This window comes from Exiguobacterium sp. s168, assembly GCF_018619035.1.
Taxonomy (GTDB): Bacteria; Bacillota; Bacilli; order Exiguobacteriales; family Exiguobacteriaceae; genus Exiguobacterium_A; species Exiguobacterium_A acetylicum.
Genome location: NZ_JACSNE010000022.1, coordinates 1 through 22033, shown reverse-complemented (window position 1 = coordinate 22033; position 22033 = coordinate 1). Strand labels below are relative to the sequence as shown.

At 46.3% G+C, this 22033-nt stretch carries 18 protein-coding genes; 2 read left to right on the top strand and 16 right to left on the bottom strand.

Annotated features, from left to right (window positions below; all coding sequences use genetic code 11):
• Positions 1 to 9 precede the first annotated feature (9 nt).
• Positions 10 to 705, bottom strand: coding sequence for a CpsD/CapB family tyrosine-protein kinase (locus KNQ15_RS12230; protein ID WP_195864389.1), 696 nt, complete (start codon positions 703 to 705; stop codon positions 10 to 12).
• Complete coding sequence (locus tag KNQ15_RS12225; protein WP_214729682.1) at positions 698 to 1429, bottom strand: YveK family protein; 732 nt, start codon at positions 1427 to 1429, stop codon at positions 698 to 700. Before KNQ15_RS12225 ends, KNQ15_RS12230 begins: the two co-directional genes overlap by 8 nt.
• Positions 1430 to 1628: 199 nt before the next feature.
• On the opposite strand from KNQ15_RS12225, the gene KNQ15_RS12220 reads away from it, so the two are divergent.
• On the top strand, positions 1629 to 2780 hold the full coding sequence (locus KNQ15_RS12220) for a hypothetical protein (RefSeq protein ID WP_214729681.1): 1152 nt from the start codon (positions 1629 to 1631) through the stop codon (positions 2778 to 2780).
• A gap of 38 nt (positions 2781 to 2818) precedes the next feature.
• Here the strand turns inward: KNQ15_RS12220 and KNQ15_RS12215 are convergent, their stop codons facing one another.
• From KNQ15_RS12215 to KNQ15_RS12160, 12 genes are all read right to left on the bottom strand, one after another.
• Positions 2819 to 3745 carry an LCP family glycopolymer transferase gene (locus KNQ15_RS12215; RefSeq protein ID WP_029342698.1) on the bottom strand — a complete coding sequence of 309 codons (927 nt, stop codon included), beginning with the start codon at positions 3743 to 3745 and terminating at the stop codon, positions 2819 to 2821.
• Positions 3746 to 3899: 154 nt separating this feature from the next.
• Positions 3900 to 4586: a hypothetical protein gene (locus KNQ15_RS12210; protein ID WP_214729680.1), complete on the bottom strand. Its 687-nt coding sequence runs from the start codon at positions 4584 to 4586 to the stop codon at positions 3900 to 3902.
• A 15-nt stretch (positions 4587 to 4601) separates the two neighbouring features.
• Positions 4602 to 5291, bottom strand: coding sequence for a hypothetical protein (locus tag KNQ15_RS12205; protein WP_214729679.1), 690 nt, complete (start codon positions 5289 to 5291; stop codon positions 4602 to 4604).
• Positions 5292 to 5306: 15 nt separating this feature from the next.
• Entirely contained in the window at positions 5307 to 5999 is a 693-nt protein-coding gene (locus tag KNQ15_RS12200; RefSeq protein ID WP_214729678.1) for a hypothetical protein, read from the bottom strand.
• Between the two features lie 30 nt (positions 6000 to 6029).
• Complete coding sequence (locus KNQ15_RS12195; RefSeq protein WP_214729677.1) at positions 6030 to 6728, bottom strand: hypothetical protein; 699 nt, start codon at positions 6726 to 6728, stop codon at positions 6030 to 6032.
• Between the two features lie 44 nt (positions 6729 to 6772).
• Positions 6773 to 7456, bottom strand: a complete 684-nt coding sequence (locus tag KNQ15_RS12190) for a hypothetical protein (RefSeq protein ID WP_214729676.1) — start codon at positions 7454 to 7456, stop codon at positions 6773 to 6775.
• A 17-nt stretch (positions 7457 to 7473) separates the two neighbouring features.
• A complete protein-coding gene (locus KNQ15_RS12185) occupies positions 7474 to 9033 on the bottom strand; it encodes a S8 family peptidase (protein ID WP_214729675.1) in 1560 nt (519 codons plus the stop codon).
• A 137-nt stretch (positions 9034 to 9170) separates the two neighbouring features.
• Positions 9171 to 10745 carry a S8 family peptidase gene (locus KNQ15_RS12180; protein ID WP_214729674.1) on the bottom strand — a complete coding sequence of 525 codons (1575 nt, stop codon included), beginning with the start codon at positions 10743 to 10745 and terminating at the stop codon, positions 9171 to 9173.
• 123 nt (positions 10746 to 10868) lie between these two features.
• Positions 10869 to 13547: a glycoside hydrolase family 70 protein gene (locus KNQ15_RS12175; protein WP_047390368.1), complete on the bottom strand. Its 2679-nt coding sequence runs from the start codon at positions 13545 to 13547 to the stop codon at positions 10869 to 10871.
• A 207-nt stretch (positions 13548 to 13754) separates the two neighbouring features.
• A complete protein-coding gene (locus KNQ15_RS12170) occupies positions 13755 to 17093 on the bottom strand; it encodes a hypothetical protein (RefSeq protein ID WP_214729673.1) in 3339 nt (1112 codons plus the stop codon).
• 500 nt (positions 17094 to 17593) lie between these two features.
• On the bottom strand, positions 17594 to 18004 hold the full coding sequence (locus KNQ15_RS12165; RefSeq protein ID WP_069940020.1) for a hypothetical protein: 411 nt from the start codon (positions 18002 to 18004) through the stop codon (positions 17594 to 17596).
• A 61-nt stretch (positions 18005 to 18065) separates the two neighbouring features.
• A complete protein-coding gene (locus KNQ15_RS12160; protein WP_214729672.1) occupies positions 18066 to 19307 on the bottom strand; it encodes a UDP-glucose dehydrogenase family protein in 1242 nt (413 codons plus the stop codon).
• A 111-nt stretch (positions 19308 to 19418) separates the two neighbouring features.
• Here KNQ15_RS12160 and KNQ15_RS12155 point away from each other — a divergent pair, with 111 nt between their 5' ends.
• Positions 19419 to 19670 carry a hypothetical protein gene (locus tag KNQ15_RS12155; protein ID WP_251137685.1) on the top strand — a complete coding sequence of 84 codons (252 nt, stop codon included), beginning with the start codon at positions 19419 to 19421 and terminating at the stop codon, positions 19668 to 19670.
• Between the two features lie 68 nt (positions 19671 to 19738).
• Here the strand turns inward: KNQ15_RS12155 and KNQ15_RS12150 are convergent, their stop codons facing one another.
• Both KNQ15_RS12150 and KNQ15_RS12145 read right to left on the bottom strand, forming a co-directional pair.
• On the bottom strand, positions 19739 to 20164 hold the full coding sequence (locus tag KNQ15_RS12150) for a helix-turn-helix domain-containing protein (RefSeq protein ID WP_214729671.1): 426 nt from the start codon (positions 20162 to 20164) through the stop codon (positions 19739 to 19741).
• Positions 20165 to 20275: 111 nt separating this feature from the next.
• Positions 20276 to 21838, bottom strand: coding sequence for an SdrD B-like domain-containing protein (locus tag KNQ15_RS12145; protein ID WP_214729670.1), 1563 nt, complete (start codon positions 21836 to 21838; stop codon positions 20276 to 20278).
• Positions 21839 to 22033 lie beyond the last annotated feature (195 nt).

Below are 22033 nucleotides of genomic sequence, written 5' to 3'. Positions count from 1 at the left end.
AGATGTCCCTCACTCATAGGAATAGTAGTATTGATAAGCTGAATCATCCGTCAGTTCACGACGGTTCAAGACGACACCGAGAATTTTCGCTTCGGCCAGTTCAAGCTGTTCTTTCGCTTTTAACACTCGTTGACGATCAGATGTCGTACAACCGACGACAAGGACGACACCATCCGTCAGTTTCGAAGTAATTCGACTATCCGCGACTTGTAGTAATGGTGGTGCATCAAAGATGATAACGTCGAACTCTTCACGCAGCTGTGCAACAAGATGCTCCATCGCACGTGACGACAAGAGCTCCGCTGGATTCGGCGGAATCGGACCGGCTGTCAAAATTGATAGATTATCGACTTTCGTTGGTAAGATCGCTTTTTCTTTTTCCGCTTGGCGTGTCAAAAGACTTGAAAGTCCAAGACCATTCGCCACACGGAACGTATAGTGGACCGTCGGACGACGCATATCGGTATCGATAATCAAGACTTTTTTCCCTTGTTGCGCGTAAGCGACGGCTAAGTTTGATGACGTCGTTGATTTTCCTTCACCTTGTGTTGCAGAGGTGACAAGAATCGCTTGTATCTCACGATCGACGGCCATGAATTCAATATTCGTCCGGATCGTCCGGTATTGCTCAGCAACAGGCGATTTTGGCTGCGTGACCGTAATCAGTTTCCGTGCGTCTTTGTTCATTTTGCTCTTCTTAGCCATATTGTTTGACCGCCTCTCGTTTTGCTGTTTTTGACGATGACTTGAATACTTTACTGTCGATATCCGGGATACTACCGAGCACCGGCAAATCAAGAATCTGTTGAACCTGATCCTCTGTCCGGATGCGACGATCGAGTACTTCACGTAAGAACGCAAGACCGACACCGAGTAAGAATCCGACGACTGCTGCGATTGCTGTGTTCAAAATGATATTGGGACTGACAGGTGACGTTGGGATACCTGATGTCGACAAGACAGTAACGTTATCAACACTCATTAATTCTTGAACGTCTGAACTAAAGACTTCAGCAATCGAGTTTGCTAAGTTTGATGCTAATGCTGCATCGGTACTTTGGACCGAGACGTTAATGACCTGAGAGTTTTGTTCACTTTCGACCGTGACCATGTTGTTCAAAGCATTCATATTCGTTGGTGCGTTCGGAACTTCCTTTTGAACCTGTTCTAAAATCGCCGGGCTCTTGATGATGACCCGATATGTATTAACCAATGTGACAGACGACTGGACAGACTGTGCATCAATGACTTCATTGTCTTGTTTCTTCGGTGTGACGAGAATTTGCGTCCCTGCTTGATACGTCGGTTTAATCAAAAAGCTACTGACGGCAAATGAGATGAGGGCGGCTACGATCGTCAACGCCAAGATGCGCCAGAACGATTTACGTAAAATCGAAAATAATTCCTGCAAGCTAATCGTTTCATTCATGGTCTAATTATTCTCCTTTATTTGTCTAATTCAGTGACTTTCCTACATCAACTAGGACTCAGTATAACAAATATTTGGGAAATGGTTGATGTTTTTTTAGGAAATGACATACGTTTATTGAAAAACATTGCGTATAATAAAAGATGAATTGTTACTTTTTACATTCATTTCCGTATCTCGACATAGGAGGAATTTCTTTATGCATCGCTCGTTACAAGCGCTACAATTCTATACATCTCACTCGAAGGAGGATATCGCACGACTTCATGAACGGATTCGTTCGAGTCTTGCTTCGACGGAATCCTTGACGGATACGATGATCCGAATTACCGGTCAACCGCCACTGATTCCTTATGACGAAGATACCGTCACGGTCGACGAATGGAATGCATTCCTCGCCGTAAAACATCATGCGACATTAGCTGACTTTTACGGTACATTAGTCGCTCGTCCAATCTTGGACGAAGATGGTCCACTCCCGGACGAGGCAGAAGAACCACTTCAAACTCTTTCACGGAGTAAACGCGAACCGGAACCAAAACGACGTAAAAAAGAGAAAGAAATCAAGCATGCTGGAGCAAAACGACCGTTACCTTGGGGCTGGATTGCGCTGTTGATTCTTTGTTTCTTACTCGGAGCCGGTGGAACGTATGTCTACTCGACATACTTCGCAAGTTCAGCAGATACGACACCGAAAGCTACTGTCGAAAAACCGGTCACAGTTGAAAAAACGAAGGAAAAGAAACCGACAGCACCAGAAGAGACTGCCGCTGTTGATGATGTCCTATACGTCAAAACACGTTCGAGCAACATCTACCGGGAAGAGTCGATGACGACATTGCTGTACGAAGCCGATTTCGGTGACGGATATCGCATCGTCAAGAAAAATGACGGTGTGACTGAAATTGAATTGTCGGATGATTTAACGGGTTATATTAAAACGTCCGATACGACAAAACGGCTTGAAGGTGAATCACTTGCTGATGAAACGCTTTTGACGTGGGTCAACGATCAGCTCGATACGAGTTTTGTTACCGGGACCCTCATTGACCTTATCGGCAAAAGTAGTGAAGAACTGAATAGTCTTTATGGACCAGCCGATCGGACTTTCAATGATGAATTGCATGACTACCTTTTTTACGGAAATCACTTCTTTGTCTTGAAGGACAACAAGGTCATCGCCATTGACTGGACAGAGACGACTATTACGAATGAGCAATTAGCCTCACTCGCCCCACTTCAACTAGAAACGGAATCGACAGGACTCGTCACGAGTAACTCGTATCGTCTCCAACGTTTTGCAAAAGACGGAACGATCAGTCGGATTCGTCTAGCGGAACAATCGTTTTAAACAAAAGCACCGACTCATAGTGGAGTCGGTGCTTTTTATCATTCCATATCAAGTGAATAGCGTAATGCCGTTTGTGTTTCTTTGAGTGAATCTTCTGTCGGGTGCCAGTAATAGATTCCGTCGCCTTCTTTTCCACCCGTTCCTTCGAGTTTCAAGTTCTTCTGGTTACGGAAGGCATCCATGTAATCAAAAGCTAGTGTCCGCATCGGTTTAAATGAAACGTTCGTTTGTGCGTTCTTCCCGACGACATCCATGATGGCATTAAAATTACTGACTGATACATCGGATGATAATTTGTTTGCGACTTGGGCGATGACTTCCCGTTGACGCATTTGTCGACCAAAGTCTCCACGTGGATCTTCATAACGCATGCGTGTGAATTTCAATGCTGATTTTCCATCTAAGTTAACTTTACCGACCGGGAAATGTGTCCCACTGACCGTAAAGTCGATGTCGTTATTGACCGTCACCCCACCGACTGCATCAACCAAGGACGTGAACCCTTCCATGTTGATTTCTGCATAGTAGTTGATTGGGATATTAAGAAACTTTTCGACTGTCTTGATTGCCATCTCCGGTCCACCGAATGAATAGGCATGGTTGATTTTATCATTTGTTCCTTTTCCGACGATATCAACCTTCGTGTCCCGGGGAATACTGATCAATCGACTTTCATTTCGTGTCGGGTTCAATGTCATGACCATGATTGAGTCACTACGCCCGCGCTCGCCTGGACGTTGGTCGACACCAAGTAACAGAACCGACACCGGCTTTTGCTCTTCGACGACTTTGTCTCCCGTATTCTTGACGGGTGATTGAATTTTTTTGACCGTTTGGTCGACTTGATAATATGTATAGCCGATGAATCCACCGACACCGACGACGAGGACAAGCGCAATCAATAGCATGATTTTCAGTGGCGTCCAGCGTTTTTTCACCTTACGTCTTTTTTTAACTCGTTCCAACTGCGTCCATTCCCTTCTGTGTTTTGCTTCTCATTAGTATCGGTTATCCATGAAAAAACTTACAGTCCGAGTATAACGAAATTTGAGAGCGATTTGTCAAAAACGGGAAAAGATGAAAAAAAGAGCATATCGTTCAGATAAGCTCTTTCGTTCATTAGAGTGATGTTTGACTTTCTACCATATATGTTTTCTTCTCATAGTCATAGTTCATAATGACGAGTTTACGTTGAGTTGTCGAAGTCGGGAATACGTATGTTTTAGAGAGTGCTTTAATTCCGAGTCCATAGTCCAGTTCTTGTTTCGATTGAATCGATGTCCAATCAATCGAGTCCACTCCTGTCCACTCACCAAGACCTGAACCAGATAATACTGCATCCAATTGTTTCTCCGTCATGCCCGTCTTGATTTTCTTTCCTTTGAGCAGTTTCATCTTACTTTCACGAGCACCTGAGTAACTATCAACACGAAACAGATCTAGTGATTTTCCTGTCAAACGATAGACTGAACTATTTTTTTTCGTCATGAACTGAAACACAGATATGTTCGTAAAGTTCTTTTCATCAGAGAACGTGTATGCCGTTGTTTTTTGACCTTGTGATACGGTCGTGAATTCCGCCTTTTTCTTTAGTACCGTCGAACCACTTTTTTTCGTCAGTTGTTTCTTATAATCTTTCCCATAGATGACTTTTGCTGCTTGCTCGATTGTCATCCCCGCTTTTAATGCGGTGTAACGATCGGTTACTTTCGTTTCGTCTTTCGTCGCAGCCGATGCCGCTCCTCCGAATAAAGTCGTTCCTGCGAGTACTGTTGCTACTGCAACTTTCGTAAATGTCATTTTCATGTTCCTATCTCCTTTTTAGAATGTCTCGTGATTTTCAATAACGTAGGCTTTCTTTTTCGTGTCATAACTCATCTCAACGTAAACACGTGATTTCGTCGATTTTTGGAAGACATACAATTTTCCTTTAAACGCTTCAATCTCATAGTCTTTGATTTCTTTCGCACTGAAGACGCTTCGTGCATCTTCCTCAAGCAATCCAGCCCATTCCCCAAGACCAGACCCCGAGAGCACACCATCGAGTTGTTTCTCCGTCATTCCCGTCTTGATTTTAGCGCCCGCGTTTAACTTCCGTGTACTCTCTCGGTATTCGGAATATGTATTCCGTCCCATTTCGACTTGTTTCGAAATAAGACGATACACGGAATCGTTCTTTTTCGTCATGAAACTGAGCGACATCAAAGTCGGAGGAATCTTTGCCTTCCGATCATAGATTTCGTAATAAATTTCTTTACGCTTATCTTCAACGTCCTTAAACTCTTCTTTCGTCTTCAATACTTGTGAACCGCTTTTCGTCGTTAATTGTTTTTTGTAGTCTTTGTCGTATAAGACTTTTGCGACTTGCTCCATCGTCATACCCGCTTTGAGTGCTGTGTATTGATTTGTCGCTGTCGTCTCGACTTTCGTCGCTGCCGATGCCGTTCCACTAAAGAGTGTTGATCCCGCGATGATTGTCGCCACTGTGATTTTCATGAATGTCGTGTTCATAATCTAATCTCCTTTTTAATACTGACTATGATCTTCGACACGATACGCTTTCTTTTTCGTGTCATAAATGAAAAAGATGTATTGCCATTTGTTTGTTGCAGTCGAAAAAACGTATGATTTCGTATGAATGACCGTTGCTTTTCCTGCTTTGACTTCTTTTTTTCGAAGGACGGATGTCGTATCGACGTGACCGAGTGTTCCGAATGTCCCGAGCCCTTTCCCTGTCAATACTCGATCGACTTGTTGTTCCGTCATTCCGTTTTTGATTTTCGCACCTTTGATCAGTTTGCGATCACTCGTCCGGAATCCGGCTGCCGTGTCACGTTTGAACTCCATTTGTTTCATCGTCAGCCGATACTTCGTTCCGCCCGTCTCCGTCATGAACATCAGGACACCGATCGCTGACGGGAATTCCACTTTTCGATTCACAAGATCATAGAGAAGGACGTTCCGATCCCATTCCTCCATCTCAATTTCTGTGTTCAATCGTAAGACTTGTGAACCGTTTTTCATCTTCAGTTGTTTTTTATACGTCTTGCCATAGAGGACTTTGGCGACTTGTTCCACCGTCATCCCGGGCTTTAAAGCACGATATTGTTTCGTGGCGATCGTCTCAGCCTTCGTTGCAGCACCCGCCGTTACTGGTTGTAAAGAAACTATTGCGACAAGTACCATGAGAAGCCATCGTTTTACGTTCCACTTCTGCATCCCGTTCACTCACTTTCTATTGCACGTGCTTTAGTTTTTTTCCTGAATCGTCCGAACATCACTGATCTGATAAGTTCTTTTTTGTTCGCTATACGTCAGTTCGACATGTTTCCACTTGTTCGTCGTCGATTTAAAGACATATTCTTTGATCCGAGACACTTCAGCAAATCCTAGTTTTTGTTCGTCCAGCGTATAAGCAGACGCTGTATCCATATGACCGAGCATCGTCCAGTTACCAAGACCTTTCCCCGTCAATTTCGCATCCAGCTCTTTTTCCGTCATCCCGTTCTGGAGTACGGCACCTTTGACGAGCGTCCGTGTGCTTTCACGATATCCTGTCTTCGTCTTCCGTTCGATGAACAAGGCTTTCGTCACCAAGCGATACTTCGCACTCTTCTCTTTCGTCATGAATTGTAAGACCAGTTCAGTCGGGGGATGGGTTGTTGCCGAATCGGAGAGGACGTGGATTAATTGCTTATGTCCTTCTTCGTCTCCTTCGAAGTTGATTGGAAGTTTAAGAACAGTCGATCCGTTTCTTTTCTTCAGGTGTTTCTGATACGACTTGCCATACAGGACTTGCGCGACTTGTTCCATCGTCATTCCATTTTTCAAGCCCTTGTACTGTGTCGTCGCAAGCGTTTCTGCTTTTGTTGCTGCGGATACTGTTCCTGGAACAAACAGACCAAGCAACAGTACTAAACAGAGTGACCCTATCATGATGCGTTTCATACCTGTTTCCTACTCTCCTCGATGACTCCATGAATCATCCTTATTCATTTTTCGTATTTCAATGAAATCCCGATTTCTGTATCCACCTCATATCGCTTTTTCTGCGTGTTATAGGACAAGGTGACGACCTGCATCTTTTTCGAATGTGGTCGATGGAATTGATAGATTTTGTAGCGCCCCGTTTTCATCGGACTTTCTTTGATGACAGACGAAACGTTCCAACTAAAATTCATTGACAACTGTCCGAGTTTTTTGCCTGATACCAGTTGGTCGAGTTGTTTCTCCGTCATCCCGTGGCGTAATGACGACGGCTTCATGAGTGTTCGGCTATTTTCATACAACCCATTTTCCGTATCGGCTTGGTAGTACAGCGCTTTTTGTATCAGATAATACGTCTTCTGGTGCTGTTTCGTACTAAATTCAAGAAGCGTTGCCGTTGGAAGGTTTTTAGAGGGGCGATCAAGTACGTATCCGAGGGACCGATATCCTTGTTCGTTATCGGTCGTTCCCGGTTTTTTCGTAAAGACGACGCTACCATTTTGTTTCTTGATGTATTTCCGGTACTCTTTTCCGTATATCGTCTTCGCGACTTCCGTTAGCGTCATACCGAACTTGAGTGCTTTGTACTCTTGTTTGATCTGCAGTGCTTCCTTTGATGCTGCTTGTCCTTCGAGTGTCCCGCTTATACAGAGGACACCAATCAGAAAGACACATAGGATACGTTTCATCGTTTAACCTACTTTCCTTATTTCACGAGCTGAACGGCACGATCGGCATTCAAGCGACCATACCCGTACGTCGTGTCACGACCTTTTTTGCCGAGGTCCTTCGCTGACTTACGAAGAATCGATTCGACGTCCGTCACTTTGATACTTGGCTTTAAGCTATAGAGGACACTCGCGACGCCGGCGACATGCGGTGTCGCCATCGATGTGCCACTCCAAAAGATCGATTCGCCGTCTTGTAAATAACTCGCGATATCTTGCCCCGGTGCGACGAGATCCAGTCCTTCGCCATAGTTCGAGAACGACGCTCGTTTATCGAATCGGTTCGTCGCCCCGACCGAGAACGCATATTTCGAGCGTGCCGGATAGGACAGTTTCGATGCGCCTTCATTACCGGTTGCTGCTGCAACGAAGATCCCTTTCTTACGCGCTTCCGCTAAGGCATCTTCAATCGCCAGTGAGACACCGCCACCACCAAGACTCAAGTTGATGACTTTCGCCTTTTGTTTTACGGCGAACAGAATGCCTTTGGCGATATTCGAGTTCGACGCATAGTTATTGCGCGAGATGACCTTGATCGGAATGATGCTTGCTCGGTCGTTGATCCCCGTCATCCCGTACCCATTATTCGATGTTGCAGCAATGACACCGGAGACATGTGTCCCGTGCCCGTGATCGTCATAAGCAAGTTGACGTTTATGGACAAAATCGTAGCCGAGATCCATTCGGACGCGTCCAGCGAAATCCGCATAGGTCGGATTGATACCCGTATCGACGACTGCTACGCGAACGGTCGAACGTGACTTATTGGCAATCCGCTTGACCATCGCGTGATAACCGATGTCCGCTCCTTTTACGCCTCCGCGTTGTCCCGTATTTTTCAGCGCCCACTGGACGGACTGGAACGGATCGGTGCTGAGTAACTTCATCGGTTGATCGAGTTCGACGTAACGGACGCCCTTCGTTTTTTCAAGTTCGCGTTTTGCTGCCATCGCTTGGATGAAGCTGTTGTAGGAAAACTTCTCGAGCCGTAACGTACTATCAATCGTTTCGTGATCAGTAGCCCGTGATGTCTGTGACAACGTACTCGCTTTCGTCGCCCCGTTCAGACGAACGACGAGACTCGTTGCCTGTCCGGTTATCGTTGATTTTGTCGCATATTCCCGAATTGGTTCAAGGCGTTCGAGTTTATAGGGAATCGTAAAAGCTTTATTCTTCGCCCCCGTCACTTCGATGTATTGTCGCCCACTCCACGTCAATGGAAAAAAAAGTGTCTTTTTACTATTCGCATACCGCGCATATGGATCTTTTTGTTTGTATTCCGTCTGCGACGTGTAAACGGTCGCTTTCTTTGAAGCATCAAAGGCGAACTTCAAGTGTGTTCCACCTGATAAGTAGGTCTTCGTATCAAAATAGAACAATGCCTTCCCACTCGCATCGAACGTTCCTTTGATGTAGCCTTTTTTCGTTTTGGCTTCGATGGCTGGGACTTTTTTCGCCGTTGTCGCAGCTTCTGTCGTATCCCATGTATATGTACCAAATGCACTCACGAGGAGAGCACTGACGATGACCTTTTTCATTTGGGTTTCACTCCTTATCGTTGTATCCTTTTTCATTATAATGGAAAAAATTGATTTTCCTAGTTCTTTTTACCTCTATCAATCAATAAATTGTCTGAAAAAAAGAAGCCCTGTTCGCACAGGACTTCTTGACTGCATTAAGGGATTAGTTTGACGGCGTTATCAGCGTTCAAACGACCGGCACCATAGCTCGTATCATAGCCTTTTTTCCCGAGATCCTTCGCTGATTTCTTGAGGATGCTTTCTACACTACTCGCCTTCAAGGACGGCTTCAGACTGATCATAAGACTCGCGACACCCGCGACGTGTGGCGTCGCCATCGAAGTACCACTTCCATATAACAGCTCCCCATCTGCGAGATAACTTGGAATCGAGACGCCTGGAGCAACGAGGTCTAGACCCGTTCCATAATTCGAGAACGACGCTTTCGTATCTTTTCGTCCGGTTGCACCGACCGACAAGACATATTTCGAACGGGCCGGATACGCGACCGTTCCGCGTCCTTCGTTTCCGGAAGCGGCGACGATCAAGATGTTCTTCTTGACCGCTGCGGCTAATGCCGACTCGATTGATTTCGAAGAAGAACTGCCGCCGAGACTCATGTTGATGACCCGGGCACCTTGTTTCGTTGCATGCTGGATTCCTTTGACGAGTCCCGACACTGAACCAGCCCCCGACTCATCGAGCACCTTGATCGGAATTAACGTCGCCGCCGAATTGATGCCGGTCATCCCGTACGTGTTATTTCCTCCCGCCGCAATGACTCCCGCGACATGTGAACCGTGTCCGTTATCATCCCAGGCTGTCTTATCGCCATTAATGAAATCATAACCAAGATCCATGCGGACCTTTCCTGCGAAGTCGGCATAACTCGGATTGATGCCAGAATCGAGGACCGCGACTTTCGTCGCAGACAACTTCTTGCCCTTGATGCGTTTTTGCATGGCGACGAAACCGATATCTGCTCCTTTTAGCCCTTTCTTTTGTTCCGTGTTCTGCAAGGACCACTGATGTTTTTGATAGGCATCGACACCGAACGCGTGAATCGGTGCATCGAACTCTGCGAACGCCACACTGTTTGATCGCTCGAACTTTTTCTTCGCCGCTTCAGCGTCAGCATAGGATTCATAGACGAGTCGTTCGATGCGGAGCTCGGAAGCTAGTGATTCGACTTTGGAGGCTCCGAACGATTGCGCGCGCATCGCGCCAGATCGCGTCTGAACGAGTAACGCCGGTTTGACTGCTTTGACGGCAGCTGTCATCGATTCCTCAATCGGTTCGTAACGCGAGATATAGGCAGAAACAGAATAACGGTCGCCCGGATAGCCTTCGAGGACTAAGTATTGTCGTCCGCTCCAGCTGAGCGGGAAGTAGAGTGTATCATCCGTGACTTGGTAATACCGATTGTAGACGCGACCTGCTTCCGCGTCGGCTTTACTTGCGAACATCGTTCCGTACGTATCGTAGTCGAGTTCGAACTCAAAGTGCGTCCCTTTCGCAACAAACTCCTTCGCATCAAAATACCAGACGGCAAGTCCATCCGAATCAAATCGTCCTGTCAAAGCACTCCCGGCTTGTTTTGAGAAGACTGGGACTTCCTTTGCCTTCGTCAATGTCGCCGGACGAATCTTTTCCTGCTTTTCAAACGCATTGACCGGTACTGTACTACAGATCAAACCGAGTGCTAAACTTCCTGCTATCCATGTTCGCATCATCGTTCCTCCCTCTAGGTCTTTCTTACTAATACCCGGATTAGATGGAATTATGTGGAATATAAGGAAACATTGACGTGAATCGAAAAAACATCACTCTCGCGTTGAGAGTGATGTCTGATGTTACTTAACTGTGACTGTGAATGTTTTAACGACTTTGTAGTTTCCTGCTGTCGTGTATGTGACACGAATCGTCGTTTTACCTGCTTTGATTCCTTTCACGTTACCACGTGACGAGACTTGCGCGACTTTTTTGTTCGCTGACGCATACTGAACGGATTTGATTTTGTCCGTTGCTGACGTGTACGTGATACGTGTCGTCTGGTTTTTCTTAAGTGTTGCTTTTGTTGCTTTCAGCGTGACGCTGTTTGCTTTTGTTTCGATCGGTAAGACTGTTTTTAAGACAAAACCGTCTTTTAACGTAACCGTTGCTTCGACCGTCGTTTTGCCTGTTGCTTTACCTGTCAGGCGACCTTTTGAATCAACTGTCGCTTTTTTCGTATCCAGGACACGGTAGCGTTTTGACGCAACTGCTGATGTCGTGTTCGCAACTGTCGTTTTCAAGTCGAGTGCTTTCCCTTGGTAGACCGCACCTGCTTTGATCGTTGCAACTGGTGCTTTTGTTGCTTGTGGGACGAAGACGCCGACGTAACCATTGACTTCAGCTGTCTTGATGCCTTTGACTGGAACCGTCAAGATACCGTTCTTATCTGTGACGAGTTTCGTGTTCGTCACGCCACTAGCATCCACGAAGACTTGGTTCGCGTGTGTTTTACCCATGTTGACTTGAACTGTCGTATCAAGCGCTGCGTTTTTCCCGATGACTGTCGCGATACCTGTGTTGCGGTCTTTTCCGAAACGGACGCTTGAGATCAAGTCTTTGCCCGCTTCTTTTGACGTGTTCGATGTGTGGTACGCAACGTGCTGTTTACCGTACGCATACTGTTTACGGACTTTTAGGAGATTCGTGATTTCGTCATAGTACGGTGTCGTTTTCGACATGTACGATGCATCCGTCTGGTAGAGATCACCGTAGTAGACCGTTGGGACCGTGTTTTTGTTCGAAAGAAGGAACGCGTATTGCGCGACGACGTTTTCCGTCGAGTATTTCTTCGTTGGACTTGCGAGTTCTTTGTTGTAGATCGCGAGTGCTTTTGCTTCGTCTTCTTTGTTATAAAGCTTCTCGAACGATTTCGGCTCGCCGTCTTTTCCGTACTGCGTATTCGTTTTGATGCCGTACGTATCAAGCATGATTTGGTTGACACGGTTTTTCTCTTGGTCATGGTTGTTGACGAATGACCAGTTCGCTTGAACGTTCGTTGCGCCGTCACCTTCACGGTTAACGACTGAGACTTTCGCTAAGTCACTGAGTGCACGTTTGTTCGATGGCGTAAGTGCAGTGCGAAGTGTGAAGTAAAGCTCTCCGTCCATGACGAGTTGCTCGTTATTGTTGGCTTTCATGTAAGCATTCTGTTCTGTTTTATAGCTCTCGATGTAGCTGAGGTAATCTTGTTTCCCGAAGTGTGCTTTTGAAATTTCCGCTTCTGCTTTGAGGATCGCCGTATCGTAGTGCGACGCAGCATCAATCCGGAAACCGTCGAACTTGTACGTTTCAAGCATCCACTTCATCCAGTTCTTTTGTTCCTTGATGACTTCTGGGTTCGAGTTCGCAAGGTCGACACCGATCAAGAACTCATCGTTGTTCGTCATTGTTTTGTTGTATGCCTGCGTTGGGAAACCAGTCTCATCAACGAAGAGGAACTGATCTTCGATGTCGATTCCTGAGTTATCGTTTTGGTATGAACGTTCTTCTGATCCATAACCGTACGCAGCTTGTGTCTTCATGTATTCTTCTGTCAACGAAGCGATTTTTCCGTTTTCCGTTGAAGTAAGCAAAGCTTCTTTTGTTGCGAAGCCGTTTTCTTTCATGTACTCGAGGTATCCTTCATCCTTCGCATATTGCGAAAGCATCGGCTTCCAGTTTTCTGGTGAGACTTCATACCAACCGTCTGCTGCGAGGTACGTATCGACGACATTCAAGTTCTGTGTCTTCGCTGCGTCAAGCAACCATTCTGGTAAGTAGTTCTTCGCATCGTCTTTACCGAAGTAACGGTACGGTTTACCGTCTTTGTCCGTCATGACGCGGCCCATACCCTGCCCTTGCAGTGATGTTCCATTGATGAATGATTTGTTCCACTCTTTAAGGTAACCGTATTTCTCTTGTCCCATACCGCCACCTTTTGTGTAAGCGAGGTAAGGCGTTGCGAGGGTCTTCGTTTTTTCTCCACCTGTGAACGGGTTCATGAACGGCTCACCTGAACTTGTCGCACGACGAACGAAGACAGCTTCACGTTTGTTGAGACCGAGCATTTGGTTTGGAACGAGGTCCATCTGGACTTTGATGTTGTCGTCATGCAACATGTCGACCATCATCTCGAGTTGTGTGGCTTTTCCGTATTTCGTCGCAACCGATCCACCTGGTCCTTGTGGGAATTCACCAAGGTCATAACGGTCAGCGATTGCATACCCTTCCATGTAACGTGCCATATCGAATGAACGATATGCAGGTGGTAACCACACATCTGTCACACCCCACGAATTGAGCAACTCACCTTTTTTAGCAAGCGTCCGGTACATGTTGCTTTCGTATGGTTGATACAGGCTGAAGCTTTGGAAAATAACGCGGTTATCGAGTTTTTCACTTGGTGCGAAAGCCTTTGCGCTTTCTGGTGCATACGTCAGTCCGCTTGTCGCGACCAATGCCGCAAGCAAACCTGTTGAGACTTTTTTCGTCTTGTTCATGAGTCTAATCTCCCTTTAACTAATCTATATTTCTGATTATTTCTACCTAAAATTCCAAATAACATCACATAATTTAACATCTTCTTCAAAGTAAATACAGTTATAAATTTATAAAACAGGTAAATAGATTTACCAAAATGCAATCGATTGCGCTAATTTGTCACAAAAAACCTCTTCCCACCGAAGTAGGAAGAGGTTTAGCGTTTCTTATAGTCCGAGAAGAACTGCCTTCTCGTAACCACCAGTCAAGACAGAGTTGTCATACGACTGAAGCTCTTTGTTGACCGTGATGACGTTCGACAATGTTTTGAGTGTTCCTTCTGGAACTTTGATCTTAACGATGTCGAGACCGTTCGTGATATCATCATCCGAATCAGCCAGCGAGATGCTTGTGCCGACTGGGAGATTTTTTCCGTTCAACGTGTACTGTGCAGTGTTCGTTGCATCGTACATGCCAGTGTATTGTACACCTTCCGTGAACTTGATACGGATCACGTCTTTTTCATCTTTTGCGTTAGCTGTGACTTTAGCGATTTCGAATGGCGAAGCCACTGGTGTGACTGGCGTTTTCGAAACTTTGAAGTCGTGTGTCGCTGTAGCGACCGTGTTACCGACATCGTCAGAGAGTGACTTGACGACGACTTTCCACTCTTCTCCGTAACCGTCTTTGTCGACGAGGTACTGGAGGTTATCGTTCGCAGCGACGCGGAAGTTCATATCTGAGCTATCCGTGTAACCAACGACTGATCCATCGATCGTAACGGTTTTACCGTTCTTGTCTTTACCGATGAACTCAACTGTTGTTTTCGGCGGAAGTACTGTACCTTCTGCGTTGATGAGTGGCGTATCCGACTGATCAAGACCACGAAGTTTAACCGGTTCACTCATCATGACTGTGAAGTCATTCGTCAAGAGATAACGGTCAATCGTCGTGATTTCCGCACTCTTCAGATCTGGAGAGTTGAGCGGTGAACCAGCATAGTTGAGGTCAAGCGATAACGCATCGTTTTTCTCGCCGTTCGCTTCTGCTTTGACAGAATCTTTTGCGAGCGAAAGTTTGAACTTATCGTTGTAGTAGTTCTCTTTCGTGTTGACTGTATCGTAGATTTCCGTCCAGTCCTTATTGAGCTCGAGGAGAACTTCGCCTGTCTCTTCATCGTAGTACGTGACATCAGCATACTGGCTGAAGTCTTCGTACAACTTCGTGCTTGAGTTGTAACGCTCGAGTTTCAACTTCTTCGAAGCAAGCAATGCTTTGACTGCATCGAGGTCGAGACCTTTGAGCTGTTTGCTGAACATGATACGGAATTGTTCTGGCGACTCAACAACGACGCCTGCAGTTGGTTTGACTGTATCAGCAGCAACTGTGAAGTCGAGGTTTTGTGTCGTTCCGATGTTCGACTCATCCGAAAGGGATGCGAAGTCCATCGTGTTCCAGATCTGGAGTGAGTGTTTACCAGGTGCGAAGTAGCCTTCTTTTGCTCCTGGATACGCTTCTTCTGGAGCAACACCCATCATTTTCGCGTCGTTCAACGTGATGATGACTGTATCACGGCGATCGACGCCTGTTTTGTTATCAAACCCTAGGTATTCGACTTTGAAGTACTTCTCGCCGTATTGACCATCGATTTTGAACTTCGCGCCTGCGATTGCTTCTGAGAATTTCACTTCAAGTTGGTTCAGACCGACTGGTTTGACCGAAGTGACTTCCGGCTGACGTGCATCCGTCAACTTGAAGCTTGCTTTTGATTTCACTTCTGTATCCGTGTTGCTTGTGATTTTCGCAAGCACTTTAACAGTGGCGTTGTCTTGGAGTGGTGTTTCTTTATCAAGGATCAATTCGAATGCTTTTGGATTCGAAGGAATCGATTTGATACCGATGACACGTTTCATACCATCGAACTGCTCGATTTGAATATTGTCGTTCGCAAGATACTCGCTCTCGTCAACAGTCGGTAATTTCTTATCGAGACCGAACGATTTCAAGAGAAGATCACGTGAGACGGCTTTATCGAGGAAGATCGTCACACGATCCGCTTGGTTCGATTCCGCTGCAAGCACGTTGATCAATTCAACTGGTGCTGGTGTCACCATGACCGTGCTGAACTTGACTTTCGCTTGACCATCGATTTTACCGATCAACTCTTTATATTCGTTGTCTGCTGTCTCGATGATTTGTGCGTCGATTGTTGCTTCGATGTCTGTGTTGCTGAATTCAGATGTCAAAAGAACAGTTGCTTTACCGTCTTGGATCGTGACGCGTTCTTTCGCAAGTGAACCGAATGATGTTGATAGTTTCAGGACGATATCGTCTGCTTTCGTATCGACTTCACCTGTCGCTTTGTTTTTCAACTGGAATGTGACTTCCGTGTTGTCTGATCCGTTTGCAAGGATCGAAGACGCTTTTGGTGTCACTTCAAGCATCCAGATGTTTTCAATGCTTTGTGTCATGAAGCTGAGTGAACCGAGGTCTTTCGCAACGCCACCGATTAAGATACCTTTCGCGTCAACTGAATAGTCCATGCCGTACTCGAGTCCTTCGACTTCAAGAACTGCTGACTTCTTGTCTGCGCTGAGTGTCGCTGACTTGACTGTCGCACCTGCGATTTTGAAGTTGTCTGCCATGACAGAATCAACTGCACGCGAGAATGAGACTTCGACTTTCTCTTTGCCGATTGCTTTCGCTGAAGCGAGGACCGTGTTTGCGATCGTGAAGTCCATCGGAGCTGATTTGACATCGCCGACTTTGACGACGTAGCTGTGTGTTCCTTCTGGAATGCCACCTTGCGATGCCATGAACTTCCCTTTCGAGAGCGTTCCTTTTGCAACGATTGGCGTTGCTGACATGTCTTTGCCTGGGTAGATCAAGAGTTCTGCCATTGCGCCCACTGCTGGGTACATGACGTCTGCTTTGACTGAAAGCATCTGATCATCGACGCTTCCCATGACGTTCGAGATGTTTGCTGCCTTGACTTCGTAGTTGATGTAACCTGTTACGACAGAGTTAGCACCTTTGTACGAGTAAGCCAGTTTATATTTACCTGCTTTTGAAGTCGATGGTGTTTTGAGGTTGAACTTGCTGATTGGACGCTTAACGATGATACCTGATTTGTACTGGATGCTGATCGTGCTTGGCAATTGAACTTTTCCGCCAACAGCAACCGGCTCGAGGACTGGTTCGAGGACATCAACTGGGTAGTTTTGAAGTTCGACTTTAAGAACAGCTTTCTTTGTCGTACCCGCTACCTTACCGTAAAGGACTTGGTATTTGTTGATGTATTTCTTTTCGAATTTGACAGAACCGCTCCATTTGACTGAGCGCATTTCGTACTTGCCGTTTGAAAGTTTGACTTTCACTTTCGTCGGAAGCGTCAATTTCTTGACTGCATATTTCGAACCACCAGCATGTTTCATCAAGATTGGAGAGATGTATTTAACCGAGACCTTCGATGCTGCATCAGCAGCAACCGGTGCTACGACAGACGCCGTGACTGCAAGTGCAGCTGCAGCAGCGTACAATTTGTTCGTTTTCTTCGAATAACCCATGTTTACTATTCCTCCTCTTTTCTAACAAATCAAAAGCGCAAATCCCAATTTTAAATCTACAATATAAGTAAAATATAGAAATATTTTACTTTAAAGCAATTAAAAAATTCTTTAGTCGTCTTAGGAGGAGTACCTTCTGTTTCACGTGCGACTTTTCGTCTATCATCAAGACGATCCATTCGTGAGCCATTATGTATCCGATTGGGATGAACTAAAGAAACTGCCGAAATCGCCTCAAAAAGCCATTTCTGATTGTAGATTCGTGCGCTCCACCGTTTCGTTTTTGAGAATCGGTAAGAACGCTACAGGTCAAATATACAAAAATAGGAAAGACGCCACAATAGATTTTTTGTAAAAAATAGGTGAATAGTAGTAAATAGAAATATATTTATATAGGCTGTGTATGGAAATTAAATTTTGGATTCACCCCTTTAAAGAAAACGCTTACATTTTATTAAATTTTCGTCTGGTTTTCGTTTTACTAAAATAAAGTTTTGTTTTTACGAGATGAAGTGATCTGCTTTTTCAATTGCCAGAAGAAATGATTCTCGGTGCAAACGATGGACATCATCGGCCCACATCTCAATCTTCGCTCCGCGTCGTTTTAATTCAATCGGTAATCCGCGACCAATCCAATCGAGCTGCCGTTGCAAGATATGACGTTTTCGTCCTTCTTGTCGCTCCGCCTCCGTGAACTGGCGCAGATACTGCAAGACGTAACCGAATCCGAACTCGATTGGAATCCGCAATTCCGCTCCTTTATCACGGATCCGGATGATGCCCGCTCCATAATGAATGGCTCGAAACAATTCCTCGTTGACGCGCTGATACCACGTTCCTTGTGTCAGACAGTGCGGTTCTAGTGCGCCTTTTTTCCCACTCGGTAAGACTGCGAAATAATCAATGACCATGGGTCTGCTCCTTTTCATCAAAAATAGGTGAGTCCGCGAGGGACTCACCTATCATGACAGGTCAAACGGTTCGATTGTTCGAAAATGATTTAGCCGGTCGTCCGATACTTTCGTATTGCACATCACCCGGTTGATCCGTAAACGACCAACAGTTGCGTCCATCGACGACACGTGGTTGACGCATCTGACGAACGAATTGCTCTGGTGTAATGTTACGGAGCTCTTCCCATTCCGTCATGATGACAGCGACATCTGCATCCTTCAATGCTTCTTCGACCGTTTGCTTCTGATCGAGTAACGTCCGGGCAACTGGATCATATCCGGTTACGATGACGCCAAATTGCTCCAGTCGTGTTGCGAGGCGTAGTGCCGGCGCGTCTCGTAAATCATCCGTTCCCGGCTTAAAGGCGAGACCGAGTAGCGCCACGCGCATTCCCGTCCGCGGTTGGATTTTTTGTAAGACATAATCTAGCTGGGCTTCATTCGTTTTATCTGCTGCTTCAATGACGTGAAGTCGTTGCTCATGCTCACGAGCGAGCGTCGTAAGCGCTGCGATGTCTTTCGGGAAACATGATCCCCCGTATCCGGCTCCCGCTCGTAAAAACGAGGAACCGATTCGTGGATCGAGACCGATTCCCTTTGCGACGTCCGATACGTCAGCCCCAACAGCATCTGCTAGTCGCGCTATTTCATTGATAAAACTGATTTTCACTGCCAAAAAACTATTTGCTGCATATTTCGTTAACTCAGCCGTCGTGGGGTCGACTGCAACAAGAGGTGCTGTCGTCGCAAATAATGTCGCTAGTTCTTTTGATAAATCATCATCATTCGTTCCAATGACGACACGATGAGGATTCCGCATATCAGCAAGAGCCGTACCCTCCCGTAAAAACTCAGGGACCATCGCAAAGCGTAGCGTCGGATACTGCATCGCTAGTTGCATCGTCGTACCAGGTGGAACTGTCGATTTAATGATGACAGCTGCAGTTGGTGCGATTCGCTCAATATGGGCGACGACGGCTTCTACTGCTGATAAGTCACAGCTCCCATCCGCTTTCTCCGGTGTTCCGACAGCGACAAGATATGTCTTTGCGACTGGGTACTCCGTCGTGAACGTCATTCGTTGTTGATTCGCGACTAGCGCTTCTTCGATGCCCTCTTCTTTAATCGGCGGGATGCCTCGTGTCAGTTGCGCCATCCGTTCTGCATTCAAGTCAACGCACGTTACGTCGTGTCCATTTTCCGCCAGTCCGATTGCGGTCACGAGACCAACATATCCTGTTCCAATCACTGTCAGTTGCATTTCATCACGTCCTTCGATAGTTTCTCTGTCTCCACTATACGGGAGAGCAGAAGATTTGTGCATCGAAAAAGCTTTCCGAATACGCTATACTGGATTACGGGAATGGGAGGAATGCTCGTGGCTATCATTATCTTTTGCCTCGTCTGTCTCATTGCGTATCGGATCCGCAAGCTTCCCGAAGCACTACGGACGATTTTACTCATCCTCGGTTTACTCAGTGGATGGTTCGCGCTCTTTGAGATGATCAGCTTCATCGAAGCTAACCCGTATCTAGCTGCAATCCCGATTGGACTGGGACTTGCTTACTGGTACTGGTACCGTAAAAAGAAACAAGCAAACGACAAAACCCCTTCCGACTCGTGAAGTGGGTTTTTCTTGTAGATGAACGAAAAAAGCGATGTCTCCTCAAGTGGGGACATCGCTTTTCGTATTCAGGATTGGACTTTGCGTTCGATTGCTGCGATTTTCTCTTCGATCTCAAGCAACTTCAGTTCGTGTTCGAGTTCGAGACGACGTTTTTTGCGTTTGAGACGATCGAGTTCTTCCGCGAGTGATTCGTTCGATGCTTCCGGCTTCAGAGGTGCTTGCTCCATCGATTGACGGAGTGGATCGAACAGGTTCGATTTCGCGAATTGAGCCGCTTCCGGTCCAAACATATCCTGAATGAGCGGGAGAATCTTATTCATCGCTGTTCCTGGAATCTGTGACTTTTCATCGACGAGGCGCTTGAGCGCTAGTTCATCGACGAGATACCCTTTTCCGTCCTGTTCGGCATGCAATTCGCCCGTCCGAATCCAGCGACGGACCGTTTCTTCTGAGACACGCAACAATTCACTGATCTGTTTTGTCGTTAACATCGTCATCCCTCTTTCCCTCTAGTAGTACCTTTACTATACACACATGTGTGCGTGTGTGTCAAATGATACACACATCAAAAAAGAGACCCTCGTATAGAAGGTCTCTAATCGTTATGCTCCCCGACGAACGAGTAACCAAAGGCCGACGATAGCAAGTCCTGCTCCCGTTGCTGCATATGGGAACGGCTTGTCTTCACCTGCTTGTGGTAATGTGCCCGTTGCTGTCGTAGGTTTCGACTGTTTTTCAGCCGATTCGACTGTTTGGACAGATGTTTCTGTTGACGTTGGTGTTGGCGTCGGTTTCGCGACCGGTTCTGCTTTCGCGATTTCCGCGAGCAAGATCGTACCGAGGCTACCTTCTTCAATCGTCACACCCGCTTCCGGTGATTTTCGCTCGAAGTACTTCAACAACTCATCAATCATCTCTTGTTCTTCCGGCGATATTGCTTCTTCATCGCTCGCCATCAGTTTCATCGCTTTCGCTTGCTGAGCGAATGACTCATAGTCTTCATACATCTCTTCATCCATATCCATCATCAAGTCATCCATGTCAAGGTGATGCATCGCTTTGACCGTGTAGCCCGCTGCGACTTCCGTCTTGATCGTGTACGTTCCCGGATCAAGTTGGAGCATCATCAAGTCATCTTTTGCGATCTTTTCCTGATAGACATCCTTTCCTGTGATCGCATCCGTTACCGTATACGTCGCAGGAACTGTTCCTTCATCAAAATCTGGCTGTTGGTTTCCGTTTTCATCAAAGAAATTGACGACAGCTAACCAATGCTCGAACATACCGTCGAGCTCTTCATCGCCGTAAATCCCAGCGTCGATCACTTCCGTCTGACCTGCGACGAGACGGACTTTCTTCATCCCAAAGTCTTCATCGACATCGGAATCGATCGTCCGGTCGTCACCGACGTTTTGCTCAGAATAGAAGTAGTAGCCCATGTCATATCCATCGACTTCGACTTCATATGTCCCAGGTTTTAAATCCTTGAAGCTGTATAGCCCATTCTTCGTATATGCTTCGTCGATGACATCTTCATTCCGGTCCATCAAATAAACGAGGACATCATTGAGACGTGTTTCCTTGTCTTGACGAATGCCATCTTCATTCTCATCAAACCAGATCGTGCCTTCGATCGTTCCTGTCGTCGGTGTCTCGACTGGTGTCGGTGTCGCGTCATCACCTGTCTCTGGCTCGTCTGTCGTTGGCTCTTCCTTGACCGGTTCTTCCGTCACAGGCTCTTCTGGTGTTGGTTCCTCTGTCACCGGTTCATCCGTTGCTGGATCTTCTTTGACCGGTTCTTCTGTTACGGGTGTCTCTGGAGTCGGTTCTTCTGTCGTCGGCTCGTCAGGTGTGACGACTTTTCCGAATTCGACGAGAATCGTCCGCTGACCATCTGCTGAGACGACCTTGACGACAGGTGCCGTCTCTGCCGTGAACGTCACGACCGGTGTCTCTTCGATGTTGACATCTTCACCTGTTACGCCGTCTTCAAAGACGAGTGCCGTCTCAGACGTAATATCGACGATGCCCGTGCCTTCAAACGTCAACGTGTACGGACCTGTGCCCGTTCCTGTGACGTCCCACTCGACTGTTTCCGCATAGACTGGTAACTTCAGACCAAATGCAACAACGAGTGCCATCAAAAGTAAGCTAAGTTTTTTCATGAGTGTATGTATGCTCCTATCGTGATTTAATATTACCTCCCTAAATAGTAAACAAATTCGCCAAAAATAACCAGAAAAAATCTTGAATTCCTGCTATTTTTTTATAATGACGAATTGTAATATTAAGTGCAACACCTAGCTGAAAACACAAAAAAACCCATAACGACCTCGTGTAGAATAAAGTTACCACACCAC